Source organism: Streptomyces justiciae (assembly GCF_015163075.1).
GTDB classification, from domain to species: Bacteria; Actinomycetota; Actinomycetes; order Streptomycetales; family Streptomycetaceae; genus Streptomyces; species Streptomyces justiciae.
This window is the reverse complement of record NZ_JADDXU010000011.1, coordinates 327,505-344,624: the sequence shown is the minus strand read 5'-3', so window position 1 is coordinate 344,624 and position 17,120 is coordinate 327,505. Positions and strand designations below refer to the sequence as shown.

The 17,120-nt window shown below is 72.5% G+C and carries 17 protein-coding genes; 8 read left to right on the top strand and 9 right to left on the bottom strand.

Features of this window, described 5'->3' with window-relative positions; genetic code table 11:
• Nucleotides 1–14 precede the first annotated feature (14 nt).
• The 4 genes from IQ210_RS29490 to IQ210_RS29475 are packed head-to-tail and all read right to left on the bottom strand — an operon-like array spanning nucleotide 15 to nucleotide 3,896.
• Nucleotides 15–1,037: an ABC transporter substrate-binding protein gene (locus IQ210_RS29490; RefSeq protein WP_194082191.1), complete on the bottom strand. Its 1,023-nt coding sequence runs from the start codon at nucleotides 1,035–1,037 to the stop codon at nucleotides 15–17.
• A 32-nt stretch (nucleotides 1,038–1,069) separates the two neighbouring features.
• Nucleotides 1,070–1,903 carry an ABC transporter ATP-binding protein gene (locus IQ210_RS29485; RefSeq protein ID WP_194082190.1) on the bottom strand — a complete coding sequence of 278 codons (834 nt, stop codon included), beginning with the start codon at nucleotides 1,901–1,903 and terminating at the stop codon, nucleotides 1,070–1,072.
• Entirely contained in the window at nucleotides 1,900–2,907 is a 1,008-nt protein-coding gene (locus IQ210_RS29480; RefSeq protein ID WP_194082189.1) for a FecCD family ABC transporter permease, read from the bottom strand. The genes IQ210_RS29485 and IQ210_RS29480 overlap by 4 nt, the downstream gene beginning before the upstream one ends.
• Nucleotides 2,904–3,896, bottom strand: coding sequence for a FecCD family ABC transporter permease (locus IQ210_RS29475; protein WP_194082229.1), 993 nt, complete (start codon nucleotides 3,894–3,896; stop codon nucleotides 2,904–2,906). The genes IQ210_RS29480 and IQ210_RS29475 overlap by 4 nt, the downstream gene beginning before the upstream one ends.
• A gap of 173 nt (nucleotides 3,897–4,069) precedes the next feature.
• Here IQ210_RS29475 and IQ210_RS29470 point away from each other — a divergent pair, with 173 nt between their 5' ends.
• Together IQ210_RS29470 and IQ210_RS29465 are read left to right on the top strand one after the other, a co-directional pair.
• Entirely contained in the window at nucleotides 4,070–4,903 is an 834-nt protein-coding gene (locus IQ210_RS29470; RefSeq protein WP_194082188.1) for a (2Fe-2S)-binding protein, read from the top strand.
• 53 nt (nucleotides 4,904–4,956) lie between these two features.
• Nucleotides 4,957–5,385 carry a GerW family sporulation protein gene (locus IQ210_RS29465; RefSeq protein ID WP_194082187.1) on the top strand — a complete coding sequence of 143 codons (429 nt, stop codon included), beginning with the start codon at nucleotides 4,957–4,959 and terminating at the stop codon, nucleotides 5,383–5,385.
• A 9-nt stretch (nucleotides 5,386–5,394) separates the two neighbouring features.
• Here the strand turns inward: IQ210_RS29465 and IQ210_RS29460 are convergent, their stop codons facing one another.
• The 4 genes from IQ210_RS29460 to IQ210_RS29445 are packed head-to-tail and all read right to left on the bottom strand — an operon-like array spanning nucleotide 5,395 to nucleotide 10,760.
• Nucleotides 5,395–7,149 (bottom strand): ABC transporter ATP-binding protein, encoded by a 1,755-nt coding sequence (locus tag IQ210_RS29460; protein ID WP_194082186.1) that lies wholly within the window; start codon nucleotides 7,147–7,149, stop codon nucleotides 5,395–5,397.
• 28 nt (nucleotides 7,150–7,177) lie between these two features.
• Nucleotides 7,178–8,680 (bottom strand): TIGR00730 family Rossman fold protein, encoded by a 1,503-nt coding sequence (locus tag IQ210_RS29455; protein WP_322656928.1) that lies wholly within the window; start codon nucleotides 8,678–8,680, stop codon nucleotides 7,178–7,180.
• A complete protein-coding gene (locus IQ210_RS47960) occupies nucleotides 8,677–9,993 on the bottom strand; it encodes an FAD-binding protein (RefSeq protein WP_194082184.1) in 1,317 nt (438 codons plus the stop codon). The genes IQ210_RS29455 and IQ210_RS47960 overlap by 4 nt, the downstream gene beginning before the upstream one ends.
• Nucleotides 9,990–10,760, bottom strand: coding sequence for an isopentenyl transferase family protein (locus IQ210_RS29445; protein WP_194082183.1), 771 nt, complete (start codon nucleotides 10,758–10,760; stop codon nucleotides 9,990–9,992). Before IQ210_RS29445 ends, IQ210_RS47960 begins: the two co-directional genes overlap by 4 nt.
• 255 nt (nucleotides 10,761–11,015) lie before the next feature.
• Between IQ210_RS29445 and IQ210_RS29440 the strand changes: the two genes are divergently transcribed.
• The 6 genes from IQ210_RS29440 (at nucleotide 11,016) to IQ210_RS29415 (ending at nucleotide 15,646) form a co-directional block, all read left to right on the top strand.
• Nucleotides 11,016–11,597 (top strand): transketolase, encoded by a 582-nt coding sequence (locus IQ210_RS29440; protein ID WP_194082182.1) that lies wholly within the window; start codon nucleotides 11,016–11,018, stop codon nucleotides 11,595–11,597.
• Nucleotides 11,598–11,688: 91 nt separating this feature from the next.
• Nucleotides 11,689–12,774, top strand: a complete 1,086-nt coding sequence (locus IQ210_RS29435; RefSeq protein WP_194082181.1) for an S-(hydroxymethyl)mycothiol dehydrogenase — start codon at nucleotides 11,689–11,691, stop codon at nucleotides 12,772–12,774.
• The gene (locus IQ210_RS29430) at nucleotides 12,774–13,403 is read left to right on the top strand and encodes an MBL fold metallo-hydrolase (RefSeq protein WP_194082180.1); all 630 of its coding nucleotides are present in this window, start codon (nucleotides 12,774–12,776) and stop codon (nucleotides 13,401–13,403) included. Before IQ210_RS29435 ends, IQ210_RS29430 begins: the two co-directional genes overlap by 1 nt.
• A 44-nt stretch (nucleotides 13,404–13,447) precedes the next feature.
• Nucleotides 13,448–13,822 carry a DUF4180 domain-containing protein gene (locus IQ210_RS29425; RefSeq protein ID WP_194082179.1) on the top strand — a complete coding sequence of 125 codons (375 nt, stop codon included), beginning with the start codon at nucleotides 13,448–13,450 and terminating at the stop codon, nucleotides 13,820–13,822.
• A 92-nt stretch (nucleotides 13,823–13,914) separates the two neighbouring features.
• On the top strand, nucleotides 13,915–14,832 hold the full coding sequence (locus IQ210_RS29420) for an SDR family oxidoreductase (RefSeq protein ID WP_194082178.1): 918 nt from the start codon (nucleotides 13,915–13,917) through the stop codon (nucleotides 14,830–14,832).
• Between the two features lie 28 nt (nucleotides 14,833–14,860).
• Entirely contained in the window at nucleotides 14,861–15,646 is a 786-nt protein-coding gene (locus IQ210_RS29415) for an SDR family NAD(P)-dependent oxidoreductase (RefSeq protein ID WP_194082177.1), read from the top strand.
• Here IQ210_RS29415 and IQ210_RS29410 read toward each other — a convergent pair.
• Nucleotides 15,643–17,037, bottom strand: a complete 1,395-nt coding sequence (locus IQ210_RS29410; protein ID WP_194082176.1) for a pyridoxal phosphate-dependent decarboxylase family protein — start codon at nucleotides 17,035–17,037, stop codon at nucleotides 15,643–15,645. The two genes, IQ210_RS29415 and IQ210_RS29410, sit on opposite strands and share 4 nt — an antisense overlap.
• Between the last annotated feature and the right edge of the window lie 83 nt (nucleotides 17,038–17,120).

Genomic DNA, 17,120 nt, shown 5'->3' with positions numbered 1-17,120 from the left:
CGGTTCAGCGGGAGTTACTTGGCGGGGAGCTCGACGCCGGTGGCCTTCGCGACGTCCGCGAGCATCTGCTCCGCGGCCTGCACACCGATGCCGGACATCCAGGTCTCGTCCGGCACCTCGAAGACCTTGCCGTCCTTGACGGCCGGGAGGTCCTTCCACACCGGGTTGGAAGTGACCTGCTTCTTCTGGGTCTTGTCGTCGACGTCCGCGGAGGTGACGAAGATCAGGTCGGCGTCGGCCTGGTCGATCTCCTCCGGGCTGACGTCCTTCATCGTGACCTCGGGGTCGTCAGAGACCTGCGAGGACGGCCGCTCGAAGCCGATGTCGTTCAGGACGACACCGCTGTAGGAGTTGGACTGGTACAGCCGGGTCGGGCCGGCGATGAAGCGGACCACGGACGCGGTCGGCATGGTGCCGCCGTCCTTCTTCTTGATGGCCTCACCGAGCGCCTTCGCCTGTGTCTCGTACTCCTTGAGCTTGGCCGCGGCCTCCTTCTCCAGGCCCAGCGCCTCGGCGTGGACCTTGAGGTTCTCCTTCCAGACACCGCCGGTGGTCTCGGTGAAGACGGTGGGGGCGATCGCGCTGAGCTTGTCGTAGACCTTCTCGTGGCGGACCTTGGAGGACAGGATCAGGTCCGGCTTCAGGGAGGCGATCTTCTCCAGGTTGGGCTCCAGGAGCGGACCGACGTCGGCGGTGTCCTTCAACTCGCCCTTGAGATACGTCGGGAAGCCGCCCTCGGTCTTGAAGTGCGGGGCGACCGCGCCGACCGGGTCGATGCCGAGCAGCGTGACGTCGTCCAGCTCGCCGGTGTCGAGGACGACGACCCGCTTCGGCTGGGACGGGATCTTCACGTCGCCCATGGCGGTCTTGAGGGTGCGCGGGAAACCGGCCGAGTCGGCGGCGGGCTGGGCGGCGGCGGAGTCGTCGGAGCCGGAGTCGGAACCGCCGCAGGCGGCCAGGGCGGCCGTACCGAGTACGACGGCGAGCAGGGTGGCCAGAATCCTTCTGATTCCGGGCAGGGCGAAGCGCTGGAACATGGGGGGCTGTTCTTTCTGGGTAGGTGAGCGGGTCAGGCGGTCGCGGCGGAACGCCGGGCCGCGCTGCTTCTGGGGACGACCAGCGGGGTGCCGGTCTCCGGGTCGGGGACGACCCGGCAGTCCACGTCGAACACGGACTTGACCAGCTCCGCGTCGAGGACGTCCGCCGGGGCTCCGGCGGCGGCGAGCCGGCCGTCCTTGAGGACCACCATGTGGTCCGCGTAACGGGCGGCCTGTCCGAGGTCGTGCAGCACCATCACCACGGTGCGGCCCGCCTCGGCGTGCAGTTCGGCGACCAGGTCGAGCACGTCGAGCTGGTGCCTGAGGTCGAGGAAGGTGGTGGGCTCGTCGAGCAGGAGCAGTTCGGTGTCCTGCGCCAACGCCAGGGCGATCCAGGCGCGTTGGCGCTGACCGCCGGAGAGCCGGTCCACGGCCTGGTCGCGCAGGGACGCGGTGCCGGTGCGCTCCAGGGCCTCGTCGACCGCCTGCTGGTCGGCCGCCGACCAGGGGCTGAGCAGCCGCTGGTGCGGATAGCGGCCCAGCCGTACGAGGGCCTCGACGGTGATCGCCTCCGGGGTGACCGGCTGCTGCGGCAGCAGACCCATGCGCAGGGCCAGGGCCTTCGCCGGCATGCGGTGGATGTCGGAGCCGTCGAGGGTGACGGTGCCGGCCGACGGGGCCAGCAGGCGGCTCAGGCCGCGCAGCAGCGTCGACTTGCCGCAGGCGTTGGGGCCGACGATCGCGGTGACGGCGCCGCCCGGGAGGGTGAGGTCGAGGCCGCCGACGACGAGCCGGTCGCCGTAGCGGAGGTCGAGGGCCTCGGTGGCGAGCTGGTTGGGCGTGTTCACAGGCGTCTCCGCGGTCATGCGTGGGTCCTCTGTACGGGCGAGCTCTGCCGGAACATCAGCACCAGCAGCCAGGGCGCGCCGAGCGTGGCCGTCACCGCGCCGACCGGCAGCCCCTCGATCGGCAGCAGGTGCTGCACCACCAGGTCGGAGGCGAGCAGCAGCACCGCCCCCGTGAGCCCGGCGAGGGCGAGGGACACGGCGGTCGGCGGCCCGGTGAGGAACCGCACGACGTGCGGCACGGCGAGCGCGACGAAGGTCACCGGGCCCGCGAGCGAGGCGGCCAGGGACGCCAACACGACGGCGAGGACGAGGAGTTGGAGGCGTGCCGTGGCCGTGTTGAGGCCGAGGGCGCCCGCCGAGTCGTCGCCGAGATCGAGCACGGCCAGCCTGCGGTGCAGGACGAGAGCGGCGGCGAGCGCAACCAGCAGGGCGCCGCCCGCTCCCCACACCTCCGTCCACGTCCGCCCGTACACCGAACCCGTGGTCCATTGCAGCGCCGATCCGGCGAGTTCGGCGGGGAAGCGCACGATCATCAGGTTCACGGCGGCGGCGAGGCCCGCCTGGACCGCGAGGCCGGTGAGCACCAGCCGGGTGACGGAGAGCCCGGAGCCCCAGGCGAACACGCCGAGCAGCAGCGCCGAGAGGAGCCCGCCGGCCAACGCGCCCAAGGGGATCAGGGTCTGCGAGGCGCCGGCCGCGATGAGCGCGACCGCGCCCAGCGAGGCCCCGCCGGTCACGCCCATGACGTCCGGGGACGCCAGCGGGTTGCGGAACAGCCGTTGCAGCACACAGCCCGCGACCCCGAGCCCGGCTCCGCCGGCGATCGCCGCCACCGCGCGGGGTGCCCGGAACTGCTGCACCACGAGTACGTCACCGCCGTCGCCGAGCCCGACGAGCGCGCGCAGCGCCGTGCCGGCGGGGATGCGCATCTCGCCGGTCGTCAGGGAGACGGTGAGCAGCGCGAAAAGCGCCAGAAGTCCGAGGGCGGCGAAGACCGCGACCCGGGTGCGGACGCCGCTCATCGGGCCACCTTCCGGGCCAGGAGCGCCAGCAGGGGCGCGCCCAGGAACGCGGTCACGATGCCGACCTCCAGCTCCGAGGGGCGCAGCACCATCCGGCCGAGCACATCGGCCGACAGCAGGAGCAGCGGGCCCGCGATCAGACAGCCGGGCAGGAGCAGCCGGTGGTCGGCGCCGAGCAGCGGTCGTACGAGATGGGGGGCGGCCAGGCCGATGAAGGCGACCGGTCCTGCCACCGCGACCGCCGACCCGGCGAGCAGGACGACCGCGATGCCGCCCGCGAGCCGGATGCGGGCGACCGGGACACCGAGGGACTGGGCCGAATCGTCGCCCAGGGCAAGGGCGTTGAGGGCGGGGGCGACCGCCAGCGCGACGACGATCCCGAGCAGCAGCGTCGGCAGGACCGGCCACAGCGTGTCGAGCGGGCGCCCGGCCAGGGAACCGGCGAGCCAGAAGCGGGCCTCGTCGAGCGTGCGCTGGTTCAGCAGCATCACCGCGGACGTCCAGGACAGCAGCACGAGTTGGAGCACGGTGCCGCCCAGCGCGAGCCGTACGGGATCGATGTCCCCGGCGCGGCGGGCCAGCGCCTGGGCGAAGAGGGCCGCCGCGGCGGCACCGGCGAACGCGAACCACACGTATTCGACCGGGTCGTTGAGCTTCAGGGCGAAGATCGCGACGACGACCGCGAAGGACGCCCCCGCGTTGATGCCGAGGGTCGTCGGCGAGGCGAGCGGGTTGCGGGTGATTGCCTGCGCAACGGCACCGGCGACGCCCAACGCGGCGCCGACCACGAGGCCGATGACGGTCCGCGGCAGCCGCAGCCCGGTCACCACGAGAGCGTCCCGTCCGTGGGCGTCGCCGAAGAGGGCGTCGACCACCGTGGGGAGCGGTACGGAGCGGGCGCCGAGCGCGAGGCTCAGTGCGGTGCACAGGGTCAGGGCGGCGAGGCCGGTCAGGAGGAGCGGTATGTGCCTGAAGGCACGAAAGGGCACACCTGTGGGGGGTGCGCCCCGTTGGGTCGCAGTCACGAGCGGTGAGCTTAGGTGAGGCTTGCTTTAGTTTTCAACTGGCTGTGAGGATGCTTTGACGTGGCTTGACATGGACCTCCCTTGATCACGCTAAGGTAAGGCTTACCTATCAAACCTCTCTGTGGGGGAGCGCGCCGATGCCCGTGGCCCTGAAGACCTCGCCGGACGGCGCTGTCGCCCAAGCGCTCGGTGACGTCTACCGGCGCCTGGCCGGCGTCTGCGAAGCGCTCGACGTGAGAGTGGTTCGAACGGCACAAGGGGGCGTGACGGCCGCCGAGTTGGCGGCCGATCCCGTCGCGCTGAACGCCTTCGTCGAGGCAGAGGCGGCCCGCGTTCACGATCGCTACGGGACGCGCCCGCGCCCGGACGTCGCCGCCTCCCGCGCCCTGCACGACTACGCCTGGACCGTCGGCATGCTCATCGGCGGCCCCTGGTACCTCGAACGCCGGGTGCCCCGCATCCGCCCCGAAGATCTCCGCCTCGACCTCGCCTCGGGGACGTACACCATCACCCCCGGCACGGAACTCGCCTGCCTGACCGACGATCCGATGGCCGCCCACCCCGGAGTGCTGACGCTCCCTCAGGAAGAGCAACTGCGCGCCCAGTTGAGGATGGGTCTCGCCGAGCACATGCGGCCCCTGCTCGCCGCGATCGCCCCCGTCGCGCGCCGCCGCTCACGCGCCCTGTGGGGCATGGTCTCCGACGACCTCGTCTCCGCCCTGTGGTACCTCGGCCGGATGCTCGGCCAGGAAGGCGCCGCGATCAGAGCCGCCACCGAGGTGCTGCCGGTGGCCGTACCGCCGTATCCCAGTGGCGCCGACTTCCGTTACCTGGCCGGCGCGGACGGCCGCCGCCACGCGACCCGGACCCGTACCGGCTGCTGCATGTTCTACGCGATCCGCCCGGCCGAGGCCTGCTCCACCTGCCCGCGCACCTGTGACGCCGAACGGCTGCGCCGACTGGAGGGCTAGGGCAAACTTCACGGCCCCTGCCGGAGCGGCGGCCTCCGGCCTAGGGTGAGGCGATGACCGCCGCCCAAGAGACCTCCGCGTCCACGCCGTCGACCGAACTCGGCGCCGTCCAAGCATCCACCACCCTGCTGGAACGCCTCGCCGAGAAGCTCGGCGGCAAGGCCACCGTCAGTGCCGTGTACGGCGAGCCGATCACCCGGGACGGCGTCACGGTCGTCCCTGTCGCCCGGGTCAGCTTCGGTTTCGGCGGCGGCGCAGGGCATGAGAGCGGCACCACGCGGAGCGGGGAGGGCGGTGGCGGGGGAGGCGGTGTCGACGCCAGGCCGCTCGGATACATCGAGATCAAGGACGGTACGGCCGTCTACAAGCCCATCCGCGACCCGTGGGTCGACATCGCGCTCCCGCTCGCGGGCATGCTGGTCGGCATTGTCGGGTCGAAGTCGGTGCGTGCCCTGGTGCGGAAGCGTAACCGCCGCCCCTGAGACCGGAGTTCATTCCGCCGTGGCCAGGAACTGCGTCGCCGCCAGCTCCGCGTAGAGCGGATCGGACGCCACGAGTTCGCGGTGCGTGCCCACCGCGCGTACCCGGCCCGCGTCCATCACCACGATCCGGTCGGCCATGGTGACGGTGGACAGCCGGTGCGCGACGACGAGGACGGTGGTCGTACGGGCCACGTCGGCGACGGTGTCGCGCAGCGCCGCCTCGTTGACCGCGTCCAGCTGCGAGGTCGCCTCGTCGAGGAGCAGCAGGCGCGGGCGGCGCAGCAACGCGCGGGCGATGGCGACGCGTTGGCGTTCGCCGCCGGAGAGCTTGGTGCCGCGGTGGCCCACGAGCGTGTCCAGGCCGCGGGGCAACCGGGCCACCAGACCGTCCAGCCGGGTCGTCTTGAGCACGCGGGTCAGGGCGTCCTCGGCCGCCTCCGGGTTGCCCAGCAGCAGGTTGTCCCGCAGCGAGCCCGACAGGACGGGCGCGTCCTGCTCGACGTACCCGATCGCCGAACGCAGCTGCGGCAGCGGCCAGTCGGCGAGGTCGCGGCCGTCCAGCGCGATGCCGCCCGACTCGGGGTCGTAGAAGCGCTCGATCAGCGAGAACACCGTGGTCTTGCCGGCGCCCGACGGGCCGACGAACGCGGTCATGCCCTGGGCCGGCACCGAGAACGTCACTCCGTGATGGACGTACGGCAGGTCGTCGGCGTAGCGGAAGCGGACGTCCGTGAAGGTGAGGGTGGCCGGAGCCGCGCCCGGTGTGGGCAACGGGGCGGGCAGGTCGGCCGGTTCGGCGGGCAGCCGGAGCGCCTCCTGGATGCGGGCCAGGGCCGCGGCACCGGTCTGGTACTGCGTGATCGCGCCGACGACCTGCTGGATCGGCGACATCAGATAGAAGACGTACAGCAGGAACGCCACCAGCGTGCCCACATCGATCGCGTCGGTCGCCACCCGTGCCCCGCCGACCGCGAGGACCGTGATGAAGGCGATCTGCATCGCCAGACCCGCCGTATTGCCCGCCGCCGCCGACCACTTGGCGGCGCGCACGCTCTGTCGCCAGGACTCCTCGGCGGCCTCGTGCAGCGTGCGTTCCTCCCGGTGTTCCGCGCCGGACGCCTTCACTGTGCGCAGCGCGCCGAGGATCCGCTCCAGCGAGGCGCCCATCACCCCGACCGCGTCCTGCGCCTGCCGGCTGGCCCGGTTGATGCGCGGCACGATCACGCCGAGGACCGTGCCCGCGGCGGCGATGACGACCAGGGTGACACCCAGCAGGACCGGATCGACCAGGCCCATCATCACGATCGTCGCGACGAGCGTCAGCCCGCCCGTGCCGAGGCCGACGAGGGAGTCGGTGGTGACCTCGCGCAGCAGCGTCGTGTCCGAGGTGATGCGCGACATCAGATCGCCTGGCTCGGTGCGGTCGACGGCCGTGATGCGCAGGCGCAGCAGATACGACGACAGAGCGCGCCGCGCGCCGAGCACCACCGACTCGGCGGTGCGGCGCAGCACGTACGAACCCAGCGCCCCCACCGCCGCGTTGCCCACCACCAGGGCCGACATGAGGAGCAACGCGCCCGTGACGGTGCGGTCGTGGGACAGGTCGTCGATCAACTCCCTCGCCACGAGCGGCAGCAGCAGCCCCGTGGCGCCCGTCACGAGCGAGAGCAGGGCGCCCAGCAGCAGCGCCCACCGATGCGGCCGGACGTATCCCAGCAGCAGTCGCCAGGTGGGCGTGGCCTGCTCGGGCTCTGCGATGCTCACGGCGCTCCCTCGGAGTCGGGCGGAGCATTCAGGCTACGTCGGCCGCCGGGCCCAGGGCGCGCCAGTTCCGGGTCATCGAGAGCAGCAGCGGCCGGTCGGCGCCGCGCGGCAGACAGGCGTCGAGCATGCCGGTGAGGACCTCGCCGGGACCCAGTTCGAGGAAGGTGGTCGTGCCGTCGGCGCGGAGCCGGGCCGCCGCGTCCGCGAACCGCACGGGCCGACGCAACGCCCGTACCCAGTAACCGGGTTCGGTGGCCTCGCGGGTCACCGGGCGGGCGGTCGTGTCCGACAGGAGGGGGATGCGCGGGACGTGGAGCTCCATCGTGCGCAGGGCGCGGTGGTAGTCGGCGAGGATCGGGTCGAAGCGGGGCGAGTGGGGAGCGGCGTCGACGCGCAGGACGTGGGTGCGGCGGCCCCGGGCCGTCCACTTCTCGCACTCCGCGGTCACCGCCGCCCTGTCCCCGGACACCACCACGGCCCGGGGCCCGTTGACCGCGGCGAGCACCGCGCCCGGCCCGGGTCGCAGCTCCTGCGGCGACGCCTCCACCGCGGCCATGCACCCGCCCTCCGGCAGCGCCCGCACCAGCCGCGACAGCGTGCCCACCGCACGGCAGGCGTCCGGCAGTGAGAACACGCCCGCCGCGTGGGCCGCCGCCAGATGCCCGGCCGAGTAGCCGAACAGCACGTGCGGCCGCAGCCCCTGGCTCTCCAGCAGCCGGAACTGGGCGACCTGGAGGGCGAAGATCGCGGGCAGTCCGAACGCCACCCGGTCCAGCAGTGCGGCCCGGGGCGTTCCGGCGGGCGCGAACATCACGTCCCGCAGCGGCAGGTCGAGATACGGGTCGAGCCGTCCGCAGACCGCGTCGAGGGCGTCGGCGAACACCGTTGACGTGGCGTGGAGTTCGCGTCCCATGCCCGGTTGCTGGGACCCGGCCGCCGAGAACAGGAACGCCGTCCGGCCGTGCGCCACCCACGCCGGGGCCTCCTGCGCCTGTGCCTCGGTCAGCCGCGCCATGACCTCCTCGACCGACCTGCACACCACGATCCGCTCCAGGTCCCCGGCGTGCAGGAAACCCTCGTCCCGCGCCTGCTCCAGGAAGGCCAGCAGCGGGCGGTAGAAGCCGTCCGGGTCGAGCAGCAGACACGGCTTGCGGTGCAGACCCAACTGGGCCCACGACAGCACCTCCAGCAGCTCCTCCGCCGTACCCAGACCGCCCGGCAGCGCCACGAAGGCGTCCCCCGACTCGGCCATCCGCGCCTTGCGTTCATGGAGATCGGCCACGACCTCGAGCTCGGTGAGCCCGGTGTGCGTGATCTCGTACGGCAGCATGGCCCGCGGCACCACACCGGTCACCGCGCCCCCGGCCGCCAGGGCCGCGTCGGCGAGGGCGCCCATGAGTCCGGTGCGGGCACCGCCGTAGACCAGCCGTGTCCCCGCCGCGGCCAGTGTCCGGCCGAGGCGGGCCGCGGTGCGCAGATGGCCGGGCCGGCGGCCGGGGGAGGCGCCGCAGAAGACGGTCACCGTGCTCACGCCCACAGCCCGTACCCCCTGGTCAGGATGGCGTGCGGGTCGTAGCGGTCCTTGGCGTGCGCGAGGTCCGTCCAGCCGGGGCCGAAGTGGTGCCGCCAGTCCTCGGGTGTCATCGGCAGCGCGCTCATGGGGTGCAGGACCCCGCCGACGGCGCGGGCCCGCTCGTACAGCGCGCGATTGGCGGCGACCATGCGCCGTACCGTGTCCGGGTCGGCGGGCGGTGCGGTGCGCATCAGGGAGAGCAGGCACAGGAGTTCACCGGCCGGCCTGCGCAGCATGGGCGCGCGCAGCGTACGGCCGTTCAGCGGGCGCAGTTGGACCACTCCGCAGGTGCGCAGGCCCTGTTGCTCGGGCTCGGTGAGTACACCCGGGACGAAGGCCTCGGCCACCTCCTCGGGGAGCAGCAGGCCGAGCCACGGGTGCGGGCGGTCCCACTCGCCGGTGGCGCGCAGCAGCCGTTCGTCGCGGTCCAGGCGACGGAGGTACTCCCCGTACGACAGGTCCTCGATCTCCTCGGTGTCCCGGTCGTGGCCGAGGTCGCCGATCAACAGGTCGTCGACGCAGGGGAGTTCACCGCCGTGCGGGGCCACCGCCTCGATCATGTAGCGCCAGCCGCCGCCGAGGGCCGGGCGGGCCTGGCCCCCGACATGGGTGAACCGGCCGTCGCGGGCGATGCGCCGCTGGTCGGCGAAGTACGGTCCGGGATCGTCGTGGTAGAGGCGGTAGCGGCGGACTCGTTCGGGCGCGGGGACCAGGCGGAGGACGGCCCGCAGGATCAGCGCGCACTGGCCGAGACCCGCCAGGACCGCCCGGAAGAGGTCCGGGTGCCGTTCGGGGGAGCAGACGAGGCGCTCGCCGGTGCCGGTGACCACCTCCAACTCCCTTACCCAGTCGGCGACGAGCCCGCACCGGTGACTGGAGGCACCGAAGCTGCCGGTGCTGAGCACCCCGCCGACGCTGGCGCCGAGGTGGTCGGGGAGGACGGGCGGTACGAGGCCCGCTGCCAGCGCGGCGCGCACGACCTCGCCCCAGGTTGCCCCCGCCCCGGCGACGAGCGTCCGGTCGCCCGGCACGCAGCGCACCTCGTTCAGGGCGCCCATGTCGACGACGTATCCGCCATGGGCCTGGCCCTGCCCGTACGGGGCGAGTCCGCGGCCCCGGGCCGTGACCGGCAGCCGGTGCCGGTCCGCGAAGGCGACCAGGCCCTGGACCTCGGCTCCGGAACGCGGCGCGAGGACGTCGAGCGGCCGGGACTCGACGATGTGGCCGAAATCGTGCGCGGCGAATGCCCTGTCCTGATGGACCGTATTCATGCTGCCCGCTCCACTGTCCCGAACCCTGATCCGGACTCCGTTGTTCGACCGTCGAAAATTTCGGAGAACACGCGGTGCTGGAGAAATCCGTGCTCGGCGTGCCGTTCGGCGATCAGTGTGGCCATCCGGTCCAGAACATGCGTGGATAGCGGCTGTTCGCCGAGAGCCGTCACTTCGATTCCGTACTTGGCGCAGCATTCGAGGACCGCCTCGAAGCCGTTGACGGACGCCGCGAGCCACCGCTGCCGGGGCTCGCGCCAGAGCGCGGCGAGTTCGTCGAGGAGGCTGCGGCCGGGCGGGTCCGGGGCGAGCATCTCGTGGGCGCGGCGGGTGAGGGTCGCGACGTACTCGGCCGGGTCGGGCGGCGCGAGCAACTCGACCGTCAGCCGCCAGTCCAGCGCGCTCCGGCGGGCGGCGAGCTCCCGCAGCAGCGAGATCGAACCGCCCTCGACGATCACCAGCCGGTGCCGGCGGCCGAGCCGTTCCACCAGCTCTACCAGCGCGTCCGTGGCCGTCACGGCACACAGGTCGCCGTCGGCGAAGGTGCGGTCCCCGAGCCAGTGGCGGCGCACCCCCGGGACGTCGGCGCCCGCCCGGGCGCTGGTGGTGGCCAGGTCGGTGAAGCACTGCAACCGGTCGGCGACCACGATCGGGGCGCCGGTCTCGCGGGCCAGCGCGGTGGCCGCCGCGCTCTTGCCGACACCGGTCGGCCCGGCGATGAGGCGGACGAACGGACGTGCTGCGGAACGCGGGTCGCTGTGGACCATGACGGGATGTCCCCTTCCACTCCGTCTGCGGGCGAGACGGCGTCCACCTAAGCGCGAAAGGACACGGCGAAGAACCAGGCGGACATCTGGACCGGGCAAAAAGACGGCCACATTCCTGTGAGCTTGTTAAAGGTTGAATTTCACGGGGTGAATGGCTCAAGTGAGGGGAATCCAGAGCCCGATGAGAAACCGTCGAGTTGTTTCCTGACGGATTCTTGACGCCTTTGCAAGAAAACCTCACCTGGAGGCCATCTCATGCAGTCCGACATGCTCCTCGCCGCCGCCGATTCCCTCCAGCAGGACGTCCCCGGGGGTGGCACCCTCCTCCTGGGCTACGGCGCCGTGGAGGAACTGACCCGGTTCGCGGCCACCCCGGGGTGGACCGTGCATGTGCCCGGGCACCCCGACGAGGTGCGCAGGGCCGTGCTGGGCGCGGTGCGGGCCGGGGAGCGGGCGTACGTGCATGTCTCCGCCGAGTCCAACGCCGAGCCGCGCGGCGGCGGGGAGGGCTTCGAGCGCGTACGGGAAGGGCTCGGCGGCGTGGTCCTCGCGGTCGGCGCCACGCTCGACCCGGTGCTGCGCGCCACCGCCGGGCTGGACGTGACCGTGCTCTACGCGACGACCATCCGTCCCTTCGACGAGATCGGCCTGCGGACGGCCGCCCTCGCCGCCGACCGCGCGGATGTCGTGCTCGTCGAACAGGGCCGGCCGGGGATCTCGGCGGGGCACGTCGCCGAGACCCTGGTCCATGTGCCGCACCGGCTGCTGGTCCTGGGTGCGGCCGACACGCACGACGAGCCGGCGCTCGGGCGGTCCGTGCGGGACTTCCTGAGATGAGCCCGGAGGGCTCCGCTCCCGTCCCGTTACTGATCGGTTACACGTAGGGTCGGGGTGAGAACGGACAGGGCCGAAGGAAGGGTTCACCACCATGGCGCAGGAAGTACGCGGCGTGATCGCACCGGGCAAGGACGAGCCGGTCCGGGTGGAGACGATCGTGGTGCCCGACCCGGGCCCGGGCGAGGCCGTGGTGCAGATCCAGGCGTGCGGCGTGTGCCACACCGACCTGCACTACAAGCAGGGCGGCATCAGCGACGACTTCCCCTTCCTGCTGGGCCACGAGGCCGCGGGTGTCGTGGAGTCGGTGGGGGAGGGCGTCACCGACGTGGCCCCCGGTGACTTCGTGATCCTCAACTGGCGTGCGGTGTGCGGGCAGTGCCGGGCCTGTCTGCGCGGACGCCCCTGGTACTGCTTCAACACGCACAACGCCAAGCAGAAGATGACCCTGACCGACGGCACCGAACTGTCGCCCGCCCTGGGGATCGGCGCGTTCGCCGAGAAGACGCTCGTCGCGGCGGGCCAGTGCACCAAGGTCGACCCCTCGGTCTCCCCGCAGGTCGCGGGCCTGCTCGGCTGCGGGGTGATGGCCGGCATCGGCGCCGCGATCAACACCGGCAACGTCGGCCGGGGCGACACCGTCGCCGTCATCGGCTGCGGCGGCGTCGGGGACGCGGCGATCGCCGGGTCGAACCTCGCGGGCGCGGCCCGGATCATCGCGGTGGACATCGACGACCGCAAGCTGGAGAAGGCCCGCAGCATGGGCGCCACCCACACCGTCAACTCGCGCGAGACGGACGCCGTGGCGGCGATCCGCGAACTGACCGGCGGCTTCGGCGCCGACGTCGTCATCGAGGCGGTCGGCCGCCCCGAGACGTACCAGCAGGCCTTCTACGCCCGCGACCTCGCCGGCACCGTCGTCCTCGTCGGCGTGCCCACCCCGGAGATGAAGCTGGAACTGCCGCTGCTGGACGTGTTCGGCCGCGGTGGCGCGTTGAAGTCCTCCTGGTACGGCGACTGTCTGCCCAGCCGTGACTTCCCGATGCTGATCGACCTGCATCTGCAAGGCCGCCTGGACCTGGAGGCGTTCGTGACCGAGACCATCGAACTCACCGACGTGGAGAAGGCGTTCGAGCGCATGCACCACGGCGACGTCCTGCGCTCGGTGGTGGTGCTCTGATGACCGCCCGCATCGAACGCCTCGTCACCTCCGGCCAGTTCAGCCTGGACGGCGGCACCTGGGACGTCGACAACAACGTGTGGATCGTCGGCGACGACCACGAGGTCGTCGTCATCGACGCCGCGCACGACGCCCGGGCGATCGCCGAGGCCGTCGGCGACCGTCGCCTGACGGCGATCGTGTGCACCCACGCCCACAACGACCACATCGACGCCGCGCCCGAACTGGCGGACCTCACCGGCGCCACCATCTGGCTGCACCCCGACGACCTGCCCCTGTGGAAGCAGACCCACCCCGACCGCGACCCCGACGCCCATCTCCAGGACGGCCAGGTCATCGAGGCCGCGGGCGCCGACCTGCGGGTCCTGCACACGCCCGGGCACGCGCCCGGCGCGGTCTGCCTCTACGACCCCGGGCTCGCCACCGTCTTCACGGGCGACACCCTGTTCGCCGGCGGACCGGGGGCGACGGGACGGTCGTACAGCCACTTCCCGACGATCATCGACTCGATCCGTGACCGGCTGCTGGCGCTGCCGCCCGAGACGAAGGTCCTGACCGGTCACGGCGACTCCACGACCATCGGGGCGGAGGCCCCGCACCTGGAGGAATGGATCGCCCGGGGCCACTGAAATTGCCCCAGGTCCACGGCGCGTCGAGGCTAGGCTCGCCTGTCATGACCACTGACGAACTCGTGAACCTCCATGGCGTCACCGTGCTGCGCTGCACGCCCGACGGACCCGCGCTCGACGGCGAGCGTGCCGCGCTGGATCTGATCGGAGACGCCATGGGGCGCGGGGCCGACGTGGTCGCCGTGCCCGCCGAGCGCGTGGCGGAGGAGTTCTTCCAACTGCGCTCCGGCGTGGCCGGGGCGGTCATGCAGAAGTTCGTGAACTACCGGGTGCGACTCGCCGTCGTCGGGGACGTCTCCCGCCACCTGGGCGAGAGCGCGGCGCTGCGCGACTTCGTGCGCGAGACCAACCAGGGCGGGCACGTCTGGATCGTCGCGGACCACGACGAACTGGGCGAGAGACTGCGCCCGGCCGGGTGACCCGGCACGGAAAGCGCTAAAAGGCGACAGAAGATGTCCGGCTTACCGGAGACCGTGGACTCGACACCAACGGTCGTACGGGAGGTTCGGACATGGCAGCACAGCCGCTGAAGGGCAAGGTCGCGCTGGTCGCCGGGGCGACACGGGGAGCCGGGCGGGGCATCGCCGTGGAACTCGGGGCGGCCGGCGCCACCGTGTACGTCACGGGACGCAGCACCCGCGAGCGCCGCTCGGAGTACGACCGCCCCGAGACCATCGAGGACACCGCCGACCTGGTGACCGAAGCGGGCGGCACCGGCATTGCCGTCCCCACCGACCACCTCGAACCGGCACAGGTCCGCGCGCTGGTCGACCGCATCGCCGACGAACAGGGCCGCCTCGACGTCCTCGTCAACGACGTCTGGGGCGGCGAGCGGCTCTTCGCATGGGACAGCCCGGTCTGGGAGCACGACCTCGACGACGGACTGCGGCTGCTCAGGCTCGCCGTCGAGACCCACGCCATCACCAGCCACCACGCCCTGCCCCTCCTTCTGAGGCATCCCGGCGGCCTGGTCGTCGAGATGACCGACGGCACCGCCGAGTACAACGGCACGCACTACCGCAACACCTTCTTCTACGACCTCGCCAAGTCCTCCGTCCTGCGGATGGCCTTCGCGCTCGGCCACGAACTCGGCCCCCGCGGAGCCACCGCCGTCGCCCTGACGCCGGGCTGGCTGCGCTCGGAGATGATGCTCGACGGCTTCGGAGTGCGCGAGGACAACTGGCGCGACGCCCTCACCCAGGTCCCGCACTTCGCCATCTCCGAGACCCCGCGCTATGTCGGCCGAGCGGTGGCGGCCCTCGCCGCCGACCCGGACGTGGCCCGCTTCAACGGCCAGTCCCTCTCCAGCGGCGGCCTCGCCCAGGTCTACGGCTTCACCGACCTCGACGGCAGCCGGCCCGACGCCTGGCGGTACCTCGTCGAGGTCCAGGACGCGGACAAGCCGGCCGACGTGACCGGCTACCGCTGACGGGCGGGGCCGCCTACGGTTCGGCGGCATGACACGTTTCGAGGGGTACGGAGTTCTCGTCACCGGCGGCGCCCGCGGCATCGGCGCCGCCACCGCCCGACGGTTCGCCGCGGAAGGCGCCCGCGTACTGGTGACCGACAAGGACACCGAGGCGGCGGAGAAGACCGCGGCGAGCCTGCGGGAGGAGGGCCTGGCGGCGGAGGCGTACGGCTGTGACGTGGGCGACCGGGCGGCGGTCGAGGCGGCCGTCGCCCACGCGGCCGACGCCTTCGGGACCCTCGACGTCCTGGTCAACAACGCCTTCCACTGCACACCGGACGCCCCGCTGTTCGAGGACGAACCCGACGACGTGTGGACCGCCGACCTCGATATCACCCTCACCGGCGCCTACCGCTGCGCCCGCGCCGCCCTGCCCCACCTGGCCGCCTCCGGGCGCGGTGCGATCGTCAACGTCGGCTCCGTCAACGGCCTCGCGGACTTCGGCAACCACGCCTACAGCGCCGCCAAGGCGGGCCTGGTCTCCCTCACCCGCACCCTCGCCGGGCACGCCGCCGAGCGGGGCGTCCGCGTCAACCTCGTCGCGCCCGGCACCGTCCGCACCACCGCCTGGGAGGGCCGCGACGACCAACTCGCCCTCCTCAGCGCGCTGTACCCCCTCGGCCGCGTCGGCGAGCCCGAGGACATCGCCGCCGCGATCACCTTCCTCGCCTCCCGCGACGCCGCCTGGATCACCGGTACGACTCTCGTCGTGGACGGCGGTCTCACCGCGGGCGACACCGGGTTCCGCCGGGCACGACGCCAACCGCTCGACTAACGGGGCGCGAGGACCCGCCTCACCGCTCCGACGATCCGCTCCACGTCCGCCGCCGACGTACGCCAGTTGCTGAACGCCGCCCGCAGCCCGGGAGTGCCGTCGTAGACGGTCGGGGTCACGAAGACCTCGCCCGTCTCGGCGAGCGCGTGCGCCAAAGCACCCACCCGGTCCTGCGTCGGCTCCTCGGCCAGGGTGAAGCACACCACGTTGAGCCGGACCGGCGCCAGCAGCCGCAGCCCGTCGAGCCCGGCGATCCGCTCCGCGAGGTCACGGGCCAGCGCCACGTTCCGCTCGACGATCTCGCGATGCCCCTCACGGCCGTACGCGACCAGGGAGAACCACGCCGGCAGGGCGCGCAGCCGCCGGGAGTTCTCCGGCGTCAGATGCACGAAGTCGGGCTCGCCGACCGGCAGTCCGAGATACGGCGACGCGTTGTGGAACACCGCCACCTGAAGATCCCGGCGCCGGGTGAACTGGACGGCCGCGTCGTACGGCACGTTCAGCCACTTGTGCAGGTCGACACAGACGGAGTCGGCGGCGTCGAGACCGTCCACGAGAGCGGCGTACGACGGGGAGAGCGCGGCGAAGCCGCCGAACGCGGCGTCCACGTGCAGCCAGAAGTCGTGCCGCTCCTTGAGAGCGGCGATGGCCCGCAGATCGTCGAAGTCGACGGTGTTCACCGTGCCGGCGTTGGCCACCACGATCGCCGGGCGGCCGTCCAGCTCGGACAGCGCCCGGTCGAGGGCGGCGACGTCGACGGCCTCCCGGTTTCCGGCCAGCACGGGCACCGGCCGCAGTCGGTCGCGGCCGATGCCGAGCACGGACAGGGCCTTGCCGATGCTGGAGTGCGGGCTGCCGGACAGCACGTCGACCTGGCCGAGCGCGGCGGTGCCGTCGCGGGACACGGACACGCCGAGCCGCTCGCCCAGCCACTCGCGGGCGATGGCCAGACCCACGGTGTTGGACGTGGTGGCCCCGGTGACGAAGGCGCCGCTGTGCGCCTCGCCCAGCCCGAACAGCTCCCGCAGCCAGCCGACCGTCTCGCGCTCCAGCGCCGTCGCCCAGGAACCGGTCGCCCCCGAGCCGTTCTGGTCGTAGGCCCCGGTCAGCCAGTCCCCGGCGACCGAGGCGGGCGTCGCGCCACCGGTGACGAAACCGAGATAGCGCGGGCCCGCCGAACCGGAGAATCCGGGCGCCCACCGCTCGGCGAACCGCGCCAGCGCCGCCTCACCCCCGGCACCGGCGCCGGGCAGCGCCTCGGGAAGGGGCGCCTTGTCGAGCCGTACGACCGGCCGCTCGGCCAGCCCGGCCAGCTCCTGGACGGCCAGGTCGCGGGCGGTGGAGAGGAGTTCGGGGAGCCGGGAGAGATCGTCGGCGAGAGTGCGGTGCATGGAGGGGAGCGTAGGGGAGGGGAGGTGACGAGAGACTGGTCCACTTGGGTCAAACTGGACCGGTGAACGGACCGGTGAACGGA

What these genes read in the sequence shown, in the direction of transcription:
- IQ210_RS29490 (WP_194082191.1), bottom strand. Translation starts at nt 1,037, where the DNA reads ATGTTCCAGCGCTTCGCCCTGCCCGGAATCAGAAGGATTCTGGCCACC.
- IQ210_RS29485 (WP_194082190.1), bottom strand. Translation starts at nt 1,903, where the DNA reads ATGACCGCGGAGACGCCTGTGAACACGCCCAACCAGCTCGCCACCGAG.
- IQ210_RS29480 (WP_194082189.1), bottom strand. Translation starts at nt 2,907, where the DNA reads ATGAGCGGCGTCCGCACCCGGGTCGCGGTCTTCGCCGCCCTCGGACTT.
- IQ210_RS29470 (WP_194082188.1), top strand. Translation starts at nt 4,070, where the DNA reads ATGCCCGTGGCCCTGAAGACCTCGCCGGACGGCGCTGTCGCCCAAGCG.
- IQ210_RS29465 (WP_194082187.1), top strand. Translation starts at nt 4,957, where the DNA reads ATGACCGCCGCCCAAGAGACCTCCGCGTCCACGCCGTCGACCGAACTC.
- IQ210_RS47960 (WP_194082184.1), bottom strand. Translation starts at nt 9,993, where the DNA reads ATGAATACGGTCCATCAGGACAGGGCATTCGCCGCGCACGATTTCGGC.
- IQ210_RS29445 (WP_194082183.1), bottom strand. Translation starts at nt 10,760, where the DNA reads ATGGTCCACAGCGACCCGCGTTCCGCAGCACGTCCGTTCGTCCGCCTC.
- IQ210_RS29440 (WP_194082182.1), top strand. Translation starts at nt 11,016, where the DNA reads ATGCAGTCCGACATGCTCCTCGCCGCCGCCGATTCCCTCCAGCAGGAC.
- IQ210_RS29435 (WP_194082181.1), top strand. Translation starts at nt 11,689, where the DNA reads ATGGCGCAGGAAGTACGCGGCGTGATCGCACCGGGCAAGGACGAGCCG.
- IQ210_RS29430 (WP_194082180.1), top strand. Translation starts at nt 12,774, where the DNA reads ATGACCGCCCGCATCGAACGCCTCGTCACCTCCGGCCAGTTCAGCCTG.
- IQ210_RS29425 (WP_194082179.1), top strand. Translation starts at nt 13,448, where the DNA reads ATGACCACTGACGAACTCGTGAACCTCCATGGCGTCACCGTGCTGCGC.
- IQ210_RS29420 (WP_194082178.1), top strand. Translation starts at nt 13,915, where the DNA reads ATGGCAGCACAGCCGCTGAAGGGCAAGGTCGCGCTGGTCGCCGGGGCG.
- IQ210_RS29415 (WP_194082177.1), top strand. Translation starts at nt 14,861, where the DNA reads ATGACACGTTTCGAGGGGTACGGAGTTCTCGTCACCGGCGGCGCCCGC.
- IQ210_RS29410 (WP_194082176.1), bottom strand. Translation starts at nt 17,037, where the DNA reads ATGCACCGCACTCTCGCCGACGATCTCTCCCGGCTCCCCGAACTCCTC.